The organism is Luteibacter sp. dw_328 (assembly GCF_018449605.1).
Lineage (GTDB): Bacteria > Pseudomonadota > Gammaproteobacteria > Xanthomonadales > Rhodanobacteraceae > Luteibacter.
On sequence record NZ_JAAVUW010000005.1, the window covers coordinates 396,831 to 413,442 of the forward strand.

The 16,612-nt window shown below is 64.2% G+C and carries 8 protein-coding genes; 1 reads left to right on the top strand and 7 read right to left on the bottom strand.

Annotated elements, in window-relative coordinates; all coding sequences use genetic code 11:
• Positions 1 to 116 precede the first annotated feature (116 nt).
• From HB634_RS14470 to HB634_RS14495, 6 genes are all read right to left on the bottom strand, one after another.
• Positions 117 to 9,368 (bottom strand): autotransporter-associated beta strand repeat-containing protein, encoded by a 9,252-nt coding sequence (locus tag HB634_RS14470; RefSeq protein WP_213949043.1) that lies wholly within the window; start codon positions 9,366 to 9,368, stop codon positions 117 to 119.
• Positions 9,369 to 9,946: 578 nt separating this feature from the next.
• Positions 9,947 to 11,308: a TolC family outer membrane protein gene (locus HB634_RS14475; RefSeq protein ID WP_213949044.1), complete on the bottom strand. Its 1,362-nt coding sequence runs from the start codon at positions 11,306 to 11,308 to the stop codon at positions 9,947 to 9,949.
• Positions 11,309 to 11,485: 177 nt separating this feature from the next.
• Positions 11,486 to 11,779 carry a hypothetical protein gene (locus tag HB634_RS14480; RefSeq protein WP_213949045.1) on the bottom strand — a complete coding sequence of 98 codons (294 nt, stop codon included), beginning with the start codon at positions 11,777 to 11,779 and terminating at the stop codon, positions 11,486 to 11,488.
• A 750-nt stretch (positions 11,780 to 12,529) separates the two neighbouring features.
• Positions 12,530 to 13,906 carry a Fic family protein gene (locus HB634_RS14485; RefSeq protein WP_213949046.1) on the bottom strand — a complete coding sequence of 459 codons (1,377 nt, stop codon included), beginning with the start codon at positions 13,904 to 13,906 and terminating at the stop codon, positions 12,530 to 12,532.
• A 584-nt stretch (positions 13,907 to 14,490) separates the two neighbouring features.
• Positions 14,491 to 14,802 carry a hypothetical protein gene (locus tag HB634_RS14490; RefSeq protein ID WP_213949047.1) on the bottom strand — a complete coding sequence of 104 codons (312 nt, stop codon included), beginning with the start codon at positions 14,800 to 14,802 and terminating at the stop codon, positions 14,491 to 14,493.
• A 90-nt stretch (positions 14,803 to 14,892) separates the two neighbouring features.
• Positions 14,893 to 15,678 carry an RNA polymerase sigma factor gene (locus HB634_RS14495; protein WP_345777503.1) on the bottom strand — a complete coding sequence of 262 codons (786 nt, stop codon included), beginning with the start codon at positions 15,676 to 15,678 and terminating at the stop codon, positions 14,893 to 14,895.
• Positions 15,679 to 15,719: 41 nt separating this feature from the next.
• On the opposite strand from HB634_RS14495, the gene HB634_RS14500 reads away from it, so the two are divergent.
• A complete protein-coding gene (locus HB634_RS14500) occupies positions 15,720 to 16,349 on the top strand; it encodes an ATP-dependent Clp protease proteolytic subunit (protein WP_213949049.1) in 630 nt (209 codons plus the stop codon).
• On the opposite strand, the gene HB634_RS14505 is transcribed toward HB634_RS14500, so the two are convergent.
• The gene (locus tag HB634_RS14505; RefSeq protein ID WP_063572972.1) at positions 16,319 to 16,606 is read right to left on the bottom strand and encodes a DUF1330 domain-containing protein; all 288 of its coding nucleotides are present in this window, start codon (positions 16,604 to 16,606) and stop codon (positions 16,319 to 16,321) included. The two genes, HB634_RS14500 and HB634_RS14505, sit on opposite strands and share 31 nt — an antisense overlap.
• Between the last annotated feature and the right edge of the window lie 6 nt (positions 16,607 to 16,612).

The window sequence follows — 16,612 nt, forward strand, 5'->3', positions numbered from 1 at the left end:
TTCATCGGCGAAATGGCGTCGCGATATCCCGCCAATGACGCCAGATCCTTTCGCCGATGAACCGGCTCCTACAACAGCGGGCCGATCCAAGGGTTTCCGATACCGTTGGCGCTTGCTCAGAAATTCCAGCGGACGCCGAGGTTCACCGCGTTACTGGTGGTGTGCGAGGCGACATCCGCGTTGTAGTACACGAACGTGCTCGCCTTCGGCGTGATGTCGAAACTCACGCCCACACCTGCCTGCCAGTGGTTCTGCACCGGTCGCGAACCCTGTACCACGAAGCTGTCCGACGGCTCGCCGGCGAAGGCGTTGTTCACCGACACCGTGTCGTTCTTCGTGTTGTGCAGGTAACGCACCAGAACGATCGGATGCAGGCGCGTCCCTTCCACGCCCAGGTCGACATCACCGATCAATCGCGCGCCCACGCCGTACTGCATGCTGCTCGCATCGCTACGCCCCACCCTCAGGTCGGCGTCACCGGCGTTCTTCTCGGTGAACGAGTCGTACTTGACCTTGGTGTAGTAAGCGCCAGCGAACGGCTCCAGATGCATGGCGTGGCCGAGATCGAAGCGGTAGCCGCCTTCCAGCGCGGCGTTGGTCGTCTTGCCGTTGTAGTGGCCGGTCGCCTGCGGATCATAGGGACCGACAACGATTCGGCGGTTGCTGTCGGCATTCTGCCAGCCATACGACGCCAGGCCCTCCACCCACCACTGTTGCTGATTGAAGTAGAGCGCGTGCAGGCCGATCGACGCCTGGTCCACATCGGTATAGTCGCCGCGGCTGTTCACCTCAGTGCGGGAGTTGGCAAAGTTGGCGTGCACACCGAGGCGAAGGTCAGGCGTTACCGGCGCATCGGCGCCGATGATCACGCCGTGGATGCGGTAATCGGTGTGGGCCGCGTCGGTGCTGCGGTCAAAATCGCTACTCGAAGTATACGGCTCGGCCCAGACCGCGGATCCTTGCTCACCCGTATCGCGCTGCAGCTTCAGCCGATAGAACAGCGTGTCCTGGTACTGACCCTGCCCGCTCAGTTCCGCATTCGCCGCCGACGCGTAGGTTTCACCGGAGAGCGAATCGAACGCCTTGATGGCCTGGTCGGCACGTAATCCGCGCGCGTAACCCAGCAAGGTCGGCAACGGGTTACCGCCCGAGGTAGCAATCTGCTGTAGCGCCGCCGCCACGCTCTGCTGGTTTCCGTTGAGGCCGGGGAACTGGTCGAACGGCGTACCGCCGGTACCCTGGCCACTGCCGGCCTGGCTCAACGTGAGGATCAACTGGTTCCCTTGCTGCGTGACGCTCGCATCGAGGAAGGGCAGCGTGTTCTGGGTGACGCCGGCGTAGGCGCCGGTGATGCCGCCGCTCGCATTGACGACCGTGTAGCTGGTGGTCGGCCCGTACGTGCCCGCCGAAGGCGTGGACACCAGCTGGCCACCGAGGGTCGCGCCGCCGTTGACGTTGATGCTGTCGCTGGTGCCGCCGCTGTTGCTGCGTATCTCCGTGGTCGAGCCCGCACCGAGGGTCAGTCCGCCGACGGTCAGCACCGAGCCGGGCGTTCCCGTACCCGCCGCCGCACCTGTCGCACCGTTGACGCCGCTCGGCGCCACCGTGCCGTTCACCGTGACCGGACCGGTAATCGTGCCGCTACCGACCAGGCCGCCACCCGTGTTGATGGTTGCCGGTCCACCAAGATTGCCGTTCACCACCAACGTGCCGCCGATGGTGCTGCCACCGGCGAAGGTCACCGATGTTCCACTGTCCACCGACAACGTACCCGCACCGACCGTGAGATTGGTGATGTCGTTGAACGAGCCGCCCGGCAGGGTGGCTTCACCCGTGCCCGTGATGTTGAGCGTGGAACCCGGCGCCGTACCGTTGACCGTGCCCGTCACACCTGGCAAATCCCCGTAACCGATATTGATGCTGCTGCCGCCGCCGAGATTCACCGTGCCGCCGATCGGTCCGGCCACGGTCACCGCGTTGCCGCTGCCGTCGAGGTTCAGGGTGCCGCTTGCGCCCACCGAGATGCCACCGGTGTAGGGGTTGCTTGCATTGAGGATGCCGCCGTTGACCGTCAGGTCGCCGCTGAAACCAGCGAGTGCCCCCCCCAGGTTAAGTGTGCCCGTGCCTTCCTTATCGAGACCGCCGGTGCCGCTGAGGCTTCCATTGAGGGTGAGATCGTCGGGACCTTGCACGGTGACGCCGTTGCTGCCAACGGTGACGTTGTTACCGAGCGTTACCGCCGCGCCGGCCTGCAACGCGGCGCCGTTGATGGCGAGGTCACCGGTACCCAGTGCCGCGTTGCTGCCGACGACCAACGTGCCACCGTTGACGGTAGCGCCGCCGGTGAAGGTATTGCTGCCGTTCAACGTGAGCGTGTCGGCCCCGTTCTTTACCAGGCCACTGGCGCCGGAGATGACGCCATCCAGCGTGAGGTTGTTGCTTCCCGGAAGGGTCAACGTTGCGTTGAGGGCGATGTCGTTCGCGAGTGTGGTGGCCACCGTCGCATCCAAGGAAGCCGCGCCGTCCACCGCGAGTGCACCCGTGCCGAGCGCCGCATTGTTGCCGACACTCAGGCCGCCGGCATTTAAGGTCACCCCGCCGCTGAAGGTGCTTGCGCCGCCCAGTGCCAGCGTGCCGACACCATCCTTCACCAGGCCACCGGTGCCGCCGATGCTGCCGTCGAACGCCGTATTCGCCGCGCCACCCAGCGTGAGGTTATTGCCACCGAGCGCGATCGTGCTGCCGGTGACGCCTGCCAGCGTACCGATGGTCTGGTTGCCGCCCGCCGAGATATCGAATGTGCCGGTGCCGGTCAGGTTCACCGGGCCCGTCGAAGCCAGGCTGCCGCCGGCACCGATCGCCAGCGTACCGCCGTTGATGTTGGTACCACCGGTGTACGTATCCGCTGCGGTGAGGGTCAGCGTGGCCGCGCCGTTCTTGGTCAGGCTGCCCGCACCGGTGATCGTGCCGCCGAGCGTCAGGTCGTTACTACCCAGCACGGTCAAACCCGCGTTCAGTGCGACGGTGTTGGCCAGCGTGATCGCGCTGGTGGTGTCGAGGGTCGAGGTGCCGCCGACCGTCAGGCCACCCGTGCCCAGCGCCGCGTTGTTGCCGACGGTCAGGCCGCCCGCATTGAGTGTGACGCCGCCGCTGAAAGTGTTCGCACCACCAAGCGTCTGCGTGCCCGGGCCGTTCTTCACCAGGGAGCCGGTACCGGCAAGGATGCCGTCGAAGTTCGCGTTGCCGACACCGCCGAGGGTCAGTGCATTCGCGCCCAGCGTCACTGTGCTGCCGGCGACGCCGTTCAGTGCGCCGATGGACTGGTTACCGCCGGCCGAGATGTCGAAACCGGTACCGGCCGCCGTCAGGTTCACCGCGCCCGTAGAAACGAGGCTGCCGCCCGCGCCGATTGCCAGCGTTCCTACATTGATGGTGGTGCCGCCGGTGTAGGTATTCGTGCCGGTCAGCGTTTCCGTGCCGGTGCCCACCTTGATCAGGCCACCCGTGCCGGCGATGGATCCGCCGAAGGTGCCGTCCGTCGGACCGCCGACGATCAGCGAGTTGCCGCCGAGATTCACCGCGCCATTGCCAGTGAGCGTGCCGAACGTCTGCGTGCCGTTGCCGGCCGACAGATCGAACGTCGCGCCTGCTACGACGTTCACGACGCCATTGGCATACAGGCTCGCGCCTGCGCCAAGGGCCAGCGTGCCCGCGTTGATGCTCGTCCCACCGGTGTAGGTATTCGCGCCGTTCAAGGTCAGCGTGGCCAGGCCCTCCTTGGTCAGGCCGCCGGCGCCGGAAAGGTTACCGTTCAACGTCAGGTCGTTCGTGCCGACCACCGTCAGGCCGGCGTTGAGCACGATGTTGTTCGCCAGGGAGATCGCGCTGGCGGAGTCCAGCGTCGATGCGCCACCTACCGTCAGGGCGCCCGTGCCGAGCGCCGCGTTATTGCCGACGATCAGGCCGCCCGCATTCAGCGTGACGCCGCCGGTGAAGCTATTCGCGCCACCGAGCGTCTGTACGCCGGTGCCATTTTTCACCAGTCCGCCACTGCCACCGATCGACCCGTTGAAGGTGGCGTCCGTAGCGCCACCCAGCGAGAGCACGTTGCCACCCAGTGCGACCGCACTACCGGCGACACCCGCCAGCGAGCCGATGGTCTGGTTGCCGCCTGCCGATATATCCAGCGTGCCCGTACCGGTGAAGTTCACTGCGCCCGTCGATGCCAGGCTACCGCCGGCGCCTATCGCCAGCGTGCCGCTGTTGATCGTCGTGCCACCGGTGTACGTGTTCGCACCGGTCAACGTGACGGTCGCGGCGCCGTCCTTGGTCAGGCCGCCCGCGCCCGATATCGCGCCGCCGAGGGTCAGCGCGTTGGTGCCGAGCAGGTCGAGGTCGGTACCGCCCGTGAGGCTGATGGTGTTCGCGATCGTGAGCGCTGCGTTGGTATCCAGCGTGGCGTTGCCGCCGACGGTCAGCGCACCCGTGCCCAGCGCGCCGTTGTTGCCGAGCAACAGGCCGCCGGCATTGAGGGTCACACCGCCGGTGAAGAGGTTCGCGCCGCCGAGTTCCTGGACGCCGGCGCCATTCTTTACCAGGCCACCGGTTCCAGCGATCACGCCATCGTAGTTTCCGTTACCGACCCCACCGAGCGTCAGCGTGTTAGCACCGAGCGTCACGGTGCTTCCGCTCACGCCGTTCAACACACCGATCGCCTGGTTACCGCCCGCCGAGATATCGAAGCCGGTACCCACAGCCGCGACGTTGACCGCACCGTTGGCGGCAAGGCTGCCGCCGGCGCCGATCGCCAGCGTGCCCGCGCTGATCACGGTGCCACCGGTAAACGTGTTGCTGCCGGTGAGGGTTTCCGTGCCGGCACCTTCCTTGATCAGTCCACCCGTCCCGGCGATCGAGCCGCTGAAGAGGCCGTTGGTGGGACCACCGATGGTGAGCGTGTTCGCACCAAGGTTGACGGTGCCGCCGCCGCTGAGGGTGCCGAAGGTTTGCGCGCCATTACCCGCGGAGAGGTCGAAGGTCGCACCTGCCAGCAGATTCACGACGCCGCTATTGGTGAGGCTGCCGCCCGCGCCCAACGCCAGTGTGCCGGCGTTGATATTGGTGCCGCCGGTAAAGGTATTTACGCCATTCAACGTCAGCGTCGCCGCGCCGTCCTTGGTCAGGCTGCCCGTGCCGGCAATGTTGCCGTTGAGGATCATCGCGTTGCTGCCCAGCACAGTCAGGCCCGCGTTGAGTGCGATGGCGTTCGCCAATGTGACGGGGCCGCTGGCGTCGAGCGTCGCCGCACCGTTGACCGTCAGGGCACCCGTGCCGAACGCGGCATTGTTGCCGGCGACCAACCCGCCAGCATTGATCGAAAGGCCGCCGCTGAAGGTGCTCGCGCCGCCGAACGTCTGCACACCCGCGCCAGTTTTCACTAGCGCGCCGTTGCCGCTGATGGCACCCGCGAACGTCTGGTTGGTGGCGTCGCCGAAGTTCAGGGTGTTGCCACCCAGCGAGATGGTGCTACCCGCGACGCCGGAGAGCGCGCCGATGGTCTGCGTGCCGGCGGCGGAGATATCCAGTCCGGCGCCCGCACCGGCCAGCGTCACCGAGCCGCTCGCGGCCAGGCTTCCGCCGGCGCCGAGCGCCAGCGAGCCAGCGTTAATGGTCGTGCCGCCGGTGAACGTGTTGGCACCGGACAGCGTGAGTGTCTCGGTGCCGTTCTTGGTCAGGCTACCCGCGCCCGTGAGGGCACCGGCAAGAGTCAGCGCATGGCTGCCCAGCTCGGTGAGGTTCGCGCCCGCCGCGAGTGAGATATTGTTGGCCACGCTGAGCACCGCACCGGTGTCCAGCGAGGCGCTGCCGCCCACATTCAGCGCACCCGTACCCAGCGCGTTGTTGTTGCCGAGCAGCAGGCCGCCACCGTTGAGGTTCACGCCGCCGCTGAAGGTGTTGGCGCCGTTCAACGAAAGCAACGAGGGGCCATTCTTAGTGAGGCTTCCGGTGCCGGATACGACACCACCCAGGGCGACGTCCTGGCTCCCCAGCAGGTTGAGCGAACCGCCGCTGAGGATGACGCCGTTACCCAGGCTGACCGCCGCGCTGCTGTCGAGCGTCACCGCGCCGCCCACGGTCAGCGCACCGGTGCCGAGGGCACCGCTGTTACCGAGCAGGAGGCCACCGCCGTTCGCGGTCAGACCGCCCGTAAACGTGTTCGCGCCATTCAACGTCAGCAGTGAGGCACCGTTCTTGGTGATGCTGCCGGTCCCTGCGATCGCGCCGCCGAGGGTAAGGTCTTGCGTGCCCGGCAAGGTCAATGCGCTGCCCGCATTGAGATTCACGCTGTTGGCGAGATTAAGGGCGGCCGTGCCGTCCAACGTCACCGCGCCGCCGACATTCAACGCACCGGTTCCGAGTGCATTCGCATTGCCGAGAAGCAATCCGCCCGCGTTGACCGTCGTGCCACCGGTGAAGGTATTTGCGCCGTTCAACGTGAGTACCGACGCGCCGTTCTTGGTCAGGCTGCCCGTGCCCGACACCACACCGCTGAGCGCCACGTTCTGGCTGCCGAGCAGGTTCAGCGCGCCACCGGCGAGGTTGACGTTGTTGCCGAGGCTGAGGGCCGTCGTGCTGTCGAGGGTACCCGGGCCGCTCACGGTGAGCGTACCGGTACCGAGCGCACCCGCATTGGCGAGCAACAGGCCACCCTGGTTGAGATTCACGCCGCCGCTGAAGGTATTCGCACCGCCAAGCGTCTGTGTACCGGCGCCTGTCTTCGTGATGGCGCCTGTGCCGGAGATGATGCCGGCAAAGGTCTGGTTGGTTGCGTCGCCGAACGTCAGCGTGTTCGCACCCAGGGAGATCGTCGTGCCTGCCACACCGGACAAGGCGCCGATGGCCTGGTTGCCGGCTGCCGAAATATCGAACCCTGCGCCCGGTGCGCTGAGGGTGACCGCGCCGGTCGCCGCCAGTTGACCACCCGCTCCCAGCCGCACGGTGCCCGCGGCGATGTTGAGGCCGCCGGTAAACGTGTTGGCACCGCTAAGGGTCAACGTGGAGGTACCCGACTTGATCAGGCCACCCGTGCCCGCGAGTACGCCGCCGAAGGTCAGTGGCTGACCGCCGAGGACGTTCAACGACGCGCCAGCGCCGAGGTTCATGTTGTTGGCGAGGTTGAGCGCCGTCGTACCATCCAGCGTGACCGCACCATTGACACTCAGGGCACCGCTGCCGAGTGCGCCGCTGTTGCCCAGAAGCAGGTCGCCCGCGTTCGCCGTCACGCCGCCGGTGAACGTGTTTGCACCGTTCAAGGTGAGCAGGGTCGCGCCGTTCTTCACCAGGTTGCCTTGCCCGGAGAGGATGCCGTTGAAGACCAGCGGCTGGCCGCCGAGGAGGTTCAGCGAACCGGTGCTGCCGAGGTTGACGTTGTTGGCGAGCGACAACGGCGCGGTGCCATCGAGTGTGACCGAGCCGCCGACGCTGAGCGCACCGCTACCGATTGCGTTCGCGTTGCCGAGCAGCAAACCACCGCCGTTCAAGGCAACACCGCCCGTGAAGCTGCTGTTGCCGGTGAGCGTCTGTATGCCGGCCCCCACCTTGACCAGCCCCCCGGTGCCAGCGATCGCTCCTGAGTAACTCGTGTTGCCGATCCCACCGAGGGTCAGCGACTTGGCTCCGAGGTTCGTCGTACCCGAACCCGCCAGCGAACCGATGGATTGGTTGGCCGCCGCCGCAGAGATATCGAGGCTGGTACCCGCACCGAGCGACATGGCCTGCGTCGCCGACAACACGCCGCCCGCGCTGACGGCGAGGGAACCGCCCGTGAGGGAGAAGCCGCCGGTCATGCTGTCGACGCCGCCGAGCGTCAGTGTGCTCGCGCCCTGCTTCACCAGCGTGCCGGCGCCCGAGAGCGCGCCGTTCAATGTCATCGCCTGGTTGCCGAGGAGGTTGAGCGTTCCTCCGCCATTAACGACGACGTTGTTGGCGAGATTGAACGCACCCGTGGTGTCGAGCGTGGCGTTGCCGCCGACGGTCAGGGCACCCGTACCCAACGCACCCGCGTTACCTAGCAACAGGCCGCCGGCATTCAGATTCACGCCGCCAGTAAACAGGTTCGCACCGCCCAGGGTGACGACCGCGGTATCGGTGACCGTCAGGCCACCCGCACCGGAGATCACGCCGCCGAGCCCGAATGCGTTGGTACCAGCAAGCTCGAGGTGACCCGACGTGAGATTGATGGCATTCGCCAGCGACAGACCTGCTGTCGATGCGGCGATGGCGCCGCCCTTGGCCGTCATCGGCTGGCTGCCGAAGACGCCCGCGTTATCGAAGTTGACCAGGCCGTCATTGATCGTGGCGTCATCCGTAACAGCCGCACCCTGAAGATTCCACGTACCGCTGTTCACCACCAGGTGCTGGAAGTGGAGGTAGTTCGCGGCGTTGATCGTGGAGACGGCACCGCCGGTACCTGCGCCTGTACCGGTCGCGGAGTTCTGCAGAACGAGGAGATTGTTCGTGCCGAGCCCGCCGTCCACGATGCCCGCGCCCGCAAGACTGATGTTGAGCGTGAGGATGACAGCGTTGAGGCTGATGCCGTTATTCACAACGCTCGACCCGCTGACCGCGGTGAACGTGTTGCCTGTGGACGTGTCGCCCATGTAGAGGCTGCCATTGATGGTGCCGGCATTGATAAACGTGTTGCCAGCTCCCGGCGTATTCGACGCACCGAAGCCAATACGACCGGTAATGCTCTTGCCCGCGGAGTTGATGAAGTTCGTCTGCCCACCGCCGTAGGTCAGGATCGTTGGTGCATCCGCGGTCGTGAACCCATTCAATCCGAGAATCTGCATCCCGAACGTTCCGTCGTTCGTGATGTTGGTGACACCGCCCGTCGCGTTCTGCACCGTCAGTGACTGGCCACCGATACTGAGAAGGGAAAGGACGTTGACCAGGCCGTTGATGTTGCCGCCAGCAAGGTTGTGCACGTTGATCGTGTTGCCGCCGACCGTGTTGTTACCGAGCACCGCACCTGATGCGGCCAGACTCAGACCGCCGTTGAGCGCCGGGTCGATCGTGCCCGAGTTGTCGAGGGTGATGCCATTGCCGGAGAGGGTGAGCGCGCTGCCGCCGAGCAAGGGCGGCACGCTGACCACCGCGCCGGTGTCAATGGTCATCGTGACTGCGTTCGTCGAGCTAGCAACGTTGTTGGTATTCGATCCCGTGGCGCAGGTGATGGTCACACCGGCCGTGGTACATGCGGCGTGGGCGGTTCCGCTGAACAAGGGCATCGCCAGCATCGATGCCAGGGCGAGATAAATACCCCTGCTGAGTGAATTACGACGAATGCTTTCCACCTGACGCTTGTTCATACCACCCCCGGTAAGTCCGGCCCACTCCCGGATTCCGGGAATGCCGGCCGCACTTCAGCGACGACACCAGTTTCCTGGGCCGTTAAAAAATAGACGTCTGAAGGAACGACGCCGGATTGGCCTGTGCATGAGGCCGACGTGCGCGGCCAGCCTATGCGAGCGCTCTCAGGGGTGAGTGCACAAATCCGGCGAGGGGTTTTTAGCGTGTTTTCAAGGCGCCGCGAGCGCGTGCACCTTTTCCTGCGTTGTCTACAAATACGGCAGGAGACGACCATTTATTGGCGCGACGTTCCGGCGGTGATCGGAATCAAACCTGAGCAAGAACGCGCTCGCCAGCGCTTTTTCGCGCCGTGTTGACCTTTCAAGGCCCGGACGCGGCGACACCTTGACGCCATAGCGGGGATTCGATCTTTGCCGAATATCGCTGTCGATAAGCAGGTAATTGCAACCCGCATCCCCGCGAATCCCCCCGCTTTCCTGTAGGAGCCGATTCATCGGCGAAGGGTCTGGCCCTGTTGCAGGGTTGTCGCGAGCCCGTTCGCCGATGAATCGGCTCCTACAGAGAGTGTGTCGGGTATTTACTGAAGGAGTCGGTTGATCTCTTCGACATCCTTCAGTTCCGCCCCGCCGACGCTACGCTTGAGCAGCAACTTATTGAGAATGAAGTTGTGGCGAAGCGAGGTGTACTGCGTGCGGATCTCGGCAAGGATCTGAATGGCCACGACGACGTTGGTCAGGCTCTGCGTGCCGATGTCGTAGCCGGCGCGCATCGATGCCAGGGCCTTCTTCGCCGAGTCGACCGCGTCGCGCGAGTCGCTGACCTGGCCAATGCCGGCGACCACGAGGTTGAAGTAGTTGGTCGTATCGCGCGCGGTCTGGCGGCGGACGCTTTCCAGATCGCTCTGGTCCTCGTCACGCTGGTGAATGGCCTGGCGCACCTGCGACTGGGTCAGGCCACCGCTGAACAAGGGAACGGTCAGCACCAGACCAATGGTCGTGCTTCCGGGGCCGTAGTTGGAACGACCGGGAACCGTGTTGGACCACTGGCCGTTCTTGTCGTAACCCACCGCCGCGTTCAGCGTGGGTAGGTGCCCGCTGCGTGCCGCGTTTATCGAGTGCTCGTCGGCACTGACCAGATGGTTGGCGGCGATCACGGACGGATTCTGGCGCATCGCCTGGTCGACCCAGGCAGCGGCGGTGTCCGGTGTCGGCGTCTCCATGGGCAGGTCTTCGCGCAGCGTCTTCAGCGTGCCCGGCTCCTTCCCGGTCAGCTGCTGGAGCGCACGGCGTGCGTCGCGCAAGGTATTTTCCGCATCGACACGCTGGGATTTGATGAGCAGGTAATACGCGCGTGACTGCGTCAGGTCGGCTTCCGGCGCCAGCCCCTGCGCGAAGAGCGTGGTGGCCTGATCGAACGACTGCTTGTATGCGTCCTCGTAGGAGCGGGTGATCTCGACCTGATCCTGCGCGACCAGCACGTTGAAGTACGCCGTCGTCGAGCGGACGTAGAGATCCTGCAGCTCGCCTTCGTACGTGGCTTCCTGTGCTTCCTCGGTCTGCTTCGCCTGCCGCTCGCGGGCGAACTTGGAGAGATCGAGCACGGTCTGGTTGAGCGACAGCGACAGATCGCGCTCGCGACTGTGGCCGTCGCCCGTACCTGTCACCGGTACGTTCTCGTTGCTATTGTTATCCGGCCCCGAATAGCTCGGGTGAAACTGCTGCAGGCTCAGTCCGGCCGAGAGCTGGGGCAGCAGCGCAGCACGCGCCTGCGGTACTCCTTCGGCGACGACAAGGCGGCGCGCATCGGCGCTGGCCAGCACGGGGTCGTTGGCGACCGCCTCTCGATAGATGTCCATGAGGTCTTCCGCGTGAGCTACCGCGGGAAGGCCGGTCATCGTGAGCAGGCCGGCAAGAGCCGCCGACAAAAGCCTGGTTTGCATGGTTGGGGTTCCCTTGAGCACCGATTGAGCTTGGCGACCGGCAGTGCAAGTAGCGTGCCGGGGGTTCCCGAGGGAGAGGCTCCGTCGCCCGAGGCCGCCCGGACCAAGGCATTCGCCGCCTACCCGTGATGCTCCGGCGGGAACGGGAGGGTGTCCGCGGACGCCCGGCGGCGGACACTATCGGTCAGCCTTACCCGCCTTGCCCGCCTCCTCCCAGCACACGCGCACGTGGGCCTGCGCCGTGCACTGCACGCCCATATGCGTCAGCGCACCGATCGCCTCCAGGCCGATGGCCATGCGCTGGCAGTCCACCGCATCGGCTTCGTGGATGAGGTCGGCCAACAGCCCTGCAAGCCCACGTGCGTACTGAAGCCACTGGAGGGATTCGTTCATCAGGTCGTGCGCTGATGCGTCGGGATCGGCGTGGTAGCCGATGCTGCGGTCCGCGTGGTTGTCCTTGGTTCCGTGCATCACGTTTTTTCCTTTTCGTAACCACCGACCCGTCATCCAGGTGCGGCACGCCGAGTACAACGCGGCGTGCCGCGGATCTACGGATTCGCGGGTTCATTGGCTGTCCGTGACCGGACGCCGGGCGGTGTGATTGACGACGTATGTGGCGGCGTCAGCGCGTTAGTTCAGAGCACACGGGGACGTGCCGGATACAACGGCCGAGAAAAAGCTCAGAGGAACGGCTTGCGCCGCAATTCTTCAACCGTGTCTGCGAGGTTCGCAGAGCGCCCGGTAAACAATGGGGATGTCGCCTGAGGGATTCGGCGGGCGAGCGGCTACCGTATGATCGGTGTTAGCCATCATTGACTCTCGTGAAGTTGATTATGGTTAGCGCGCCAGGGGTGTTCTAGCACCCTTGGCGTGCGTCTCACCGCTTAACGCGGTGGTCGTCTGCGGGACGTTGGTACCGGCAGCGCAGGCGACGAGACGACCGTAGCAAAAACAACGGTGGGTTGTATGTAGGCGCAACTGATCGTGTTGCACGCCGCCGCCGGATAGTTGCGCGAACGAGATGCTCGCGATTCTCCGTGCTCAGAAATGACTGAGCCCAGGGCCGAAGCACCTGGGCTCTACGCGGGAAGATTCGGAAGGGATGTCATCCCCTTCTTCCCGGCCTGGTTGCCACCTCAAGAGGTCTGACCTAGGTCTTCGAGGGTCCGTGTGTTTTGGACCAATGTAAGTCTAGTACAAGAGTCTGTCGGCCGCTAAGCGCTATCGGGGACGTCCCGCTGCGATCCACCGAACCGTCGCCTCTTCGGACAGGCGATATCGTGCATTGTTATAAGGCTGCAGCGAGTTCAACCTTTCGCTTAGCATTTTGACGAACTGCGCTTCGTCTTCGGCATTCAAGCCTTGCGCCTTTACCGCGTCGCCGAACGACTGGCCGTCGGCAACGATCCGACCGACGGCAGAGGTCAGTGCATCCCGGAAACGAATCACCAGGGGATTGGGCGCACCCGTTGACTGGATCACGGCCTTATATCGCAAAATCGACCGTTCGTACGTCCACACGAACAAGTCGATCGCGGCACTCACGTCGTTGAACTCGTACACGCCCATCATGGCTAGTGCATAGTCACTGCGATCGACATCCATGAAAGCCAACGGTGCGCAGTTGTACAGCGTCAACGGGATGTTCGCCGAGATGCGGCTCGTCCTCTTGTTGCCGTCGACGAAGGGCTGCAGGTAAGCGATCTGTACCCAAAGGAAGAAGGCGGCCTCCACGGGATTGGGTATGTCGCGCGCCTTGTCGACGATCTTGACGAGTAACTCTTCGACGAGTTGGGCGATCTGTAGTGGGACAAAGGTCGTGCCCGCGATGTACACGGGTGTTTCGCGGATGGCTCCCAGCTGATCGTCGTCCAGCAGCTCGCCCATCAGAAGCGTATGGATATTCCGCACCGTGCTGACTACCAAGCCACGAAGCGGAGCTTCGGCAACGAGGTACTCGATGGCACGCTTGTGGTTGAGCAACATCAGCGTGTCTGTGTCGCTGCCCTCTGATCCCTGCTGGAAAAGATGCTTGGTATCCAGCAAGGAATAGGTGTTGCCTTCGAGCTTCGACGATGACCAGGAGAGCTCTACAAGCAGTTGCTCGAGCACCTTCCTCGCATAGGTGCCCGCGGGTTGCTGATCGGGCAGGCGACCACGGGCCAGAAGATCTTCCACGATGACCTTGGGCAACAGAGCGTCGACACCCGGCCTATAGTCATCGAGGAGTTCACGGCGGTACGCAATGGGCTGCCGGGTGTGCAGAGGTGCCTCTAGCTTCTGCAAGAGCGCGACCGACTCCGGGGACCAGGGAATGGCCCTCGTCTGCCAGCGGCTCGCAGACGTTCGCGCGGCTTCGCCGCCCGCTGTTCCCGTAACCGTGCCGTTTGCCAGGGAGTAACGTGTCGCGCGGCCCTTACCCAGAACGATGACATCGCCGCTTTGGGTCAACTGAGCCAGGAGGCGCCTTGCCGTGGACGCTGAGATACCAGTCTGTTCGGCCAATTCCGATACGGCTATCGCTGCCAGCCCCGCCCTGGCGAGATGACTCATTACCCCGAGAACCTCGTTCTTAAGGATGTCGTTTAGGGCGGTCACGGGGACAGACTCCTTTGGCAGTCTTTCAAATCTAGTCAAACTGACGCGATTATAAGCAAATCGCGTCAAAATGGCGCGATAGTTAGGCTATTCGCGTCAATTTGACTAGATAATGACGAATCGCGTCAGTTCGATGCGATTTTCTTGGTCGCCGGGCTGCTCCGGTCTACCTGTCGCCACTGAACTTTGCCGTGCCAGGCACATCTGATTAGCTGTTGTGGGCCTCGCGCGTCCGAGAGTCCACAAGGGGAGCAGCGTTGCCAGGGGGAAACCGGCCAGTGAGACACGAGGGGAATACATCTGCTGACCCACTCGGGTCGGCCCGGCGAATCGCGGCGATGGTCGTGGCGATCAGCTGCCATCTCGGGCTATTGATGGTTCTCTTGCGGCCCGCGTGCCCGCGCGCGAACACGACTCCCCCGATAGACAATCACGACACGGCACTTCAACTTCGATTGATCGCCGTGCCATCAACTACACCTATGCCATCCGCGCCACCGACAGCCAGGGTAGAACCTGCATCGCCAAGGGTCCGACGTCCTCAGCGCATCGCTGCGCAGCTGGAGGCACCTTCCTCTTACGTATCATCCCCACCTGTAGCAACGGCTGGACTTGCCGCGACCGCGGCGCCCGATAGCGACGCGAACATTCACACCTCCGTGGGAGATGGCGGCTTTCAGCAGCGCCTGCTCAACGCGCAACACGCCCGAGATGTCAGAGGTGTTCCCGGTTCCGATGCGAATGCCGTACCCGGCATCCAACTTACCGACCCGCAAGACCAGGGCGTCGGCGCCGTCATGCGCAGCACGCAGCGGTTGTTTGGCATCACGGATCGCCACTGCATCGATGTCGAAGTGTGGCAGAGCCTCAGCCCGGATGAATTGATCGCGCGGCATCTCACGCCTGCCGACATACGAAGACAGAGCGATAGATACCGTTGTAATCGGCCCTTAGGATTAAATTTCTAAGTCCTGTGGCGAACGGGCTCAAGCCACCTCGGTCATCGCCTCGCCCAACGGTATCCAGGTGACCGGGCCATCGCCGACCTGGATCCGCAAGGCCAGTTGGTCGGCGACCTGGACCACCTCGGCTCTCGGTGCCTTTGCCGCAACGACTGGATCGCGGTTCCCGCTCGTTGCGAGCGCGGCCATGGCCTGCGGCGCCGCCGTCCGCACCAGGGTGACCAACGCAGCTGTCTCACACCGTACCAGTGCCTGCTGGCACAAGGCGAACAAGGCAGCCTGGTCCTCGTCCTCCGGCATCGCCAGGGAGGTGGGCCGAGGCAAGCGCGCCATCAGCCGATGGAACCGCTGACGCGAAGCCACCTCACTGCGCCCGGCCAGGGCGCCCAGTTCGGCATGACTGACATCGAAAACCTCATGCAACAACCACGCGGCGACGTCGTCGGCCGGCAGGTGATGGATGAGGCTGAGCAAGGCTTCGTCGACGCGCTGGGCCTGCGCTGCCAGATGCTCTGGCTGATCGCCGTCGCTCTCGGCCGTCCACTCGCCGGCAAGCTGTCCAAGGATGGCCTGGTAGCGACCCTGGCGGCGCAGTTGATCGATGCACAGGTTACGCAGCACCGTGACGAGCCAGGCTTCCTGGCTGGCTTCCGAAGCAGGCAACGGGCCATCCGTCGTACGCAGATACGCATCGTGCAGCAGATCTTCGGCGGCGCCTGTATCGCCCAGCCAGTGTCTGGCCAAACCCATCAAGCGTCGGCGAAGCGCGGCGTCTGTGGCGAGAGGATGGTCATGCACGGGAGATGTCACGTTCGTGGCCGCTCGTTCGTTTATGGGATGAACCTACCACAATGGAGCGATTTCCCATGTTTGCGAATGAGACGGACAACACCTCCCAGCCGCCGCAGAACAGCGCGTTCCTGGAAGAGAAAACCTTCCGCGCCCGGACCGTAATGGTCTTCGGCACAGTCACCGACACGATGGCCTCGGAGACCGTACGCCGCCTGCTTGCGCTCGATGCCGAATCGAACGCGCCCATCGACATGATCGTCTCATCGCCTGGCGGCCATCTCGAGTCGGGCGACGTGATCCACGACGCGGTGCGTTTCATCTCCTCGCCGGTCAACATGATCGGCACCGGCTGGGTGGGAAGCGCCGCCAACCATCTCTATCTGGGCGCGCCGCGCGAACGCCGCTTCTGCCTGCCGCAGACGCGCTTCCTGATCCATCAACCCAGCGGCGGCGCCGGTGGACCGGCCAGTGACATCGCCATCCAGGCAAAGGAGATCCTGAAGGCGCGCGAGCGCATCGCCATGGTCATCGCGCGAGAGAGCGGGCAACCCATCGAGCGGGTGCGTGAGGATATCGAGCGCGACAAGTGGATGTCCGCCGAGGAAGCCGTCGAGTACGGCCTGGTGTCACGCATCATCGTGCGGCGCGATGAACTGTCTCAGACGCCTTCGATCATGAAGACCCGATAGTCGGCACCCTTGAGCCGGTGCTCTTTCGCTTCGCTGTACAACGGGCTGTTGTACCAGGCGAGGGCTTCGTCCTTGCTGGGAAAGCTGAGGATCACCGAACCTTCGATGGGACTACCTTCCAACGTCTGGATGTCCCCGTAGAAGGCCAGTGGCGTCAGGGGATGACCTTCACCCGCATGGTGGGCTTTCTCGGCGTAGATCGCCATTTCCTTAGGATCTGTGGTGCGTTCACGGGTAAAGACGACGTAGGTTGTCATGACTCG

What these genes read in the sequence shown, in the direction of transcription:
- HB634_RS14505 (WP_063572972.1), bottom strand. Translation starts at nt 16,606, where the DNA reads ATGACAACCTACGTCGTCTTTACCCGTGAACGCACCACAGATCCTAAG.
- HB634_RS14490 (WP_213949047.1), bottom strand. Translation starts at nt 14,802, where the DNA reads ATGCCGCGCGATCAATTCATCCGGGCTGAGGCTCTGCCACACTTCGAC.
- HB634_RS14470 (WP_213949043.1), bottom strand. Translation starts at nt 9,368, where the DNA reads ATGAACAAGCGTCAGGTGGAAAGCATTCGTCGTAATTCACTCAGCAGG.
- HB634_RS14500 (WP_213949049.1), top strand. Translation starts at nt 15,720, where the DNA reads ATGGAGCGATTTCCCATGTTTGCGAATGAGACGGACAACACCTCCCAG.
- HB634_RS14475 (WP_213949044.1), bottom strand. Translation starts at nt 11,308, where the DNA reads ATGCAAACCAGGCTTTTGTCGGCGGCTCTTGCCGGCCTGCTCACGATG.
- HB634_RS14480 (WP_213949045.1), bottom strand. Translation starts at nt 11,779, where the DNA reads ATGCACGGAACCAAGGACAACCACGCGGACCGCAGCATCGGCTACCAC.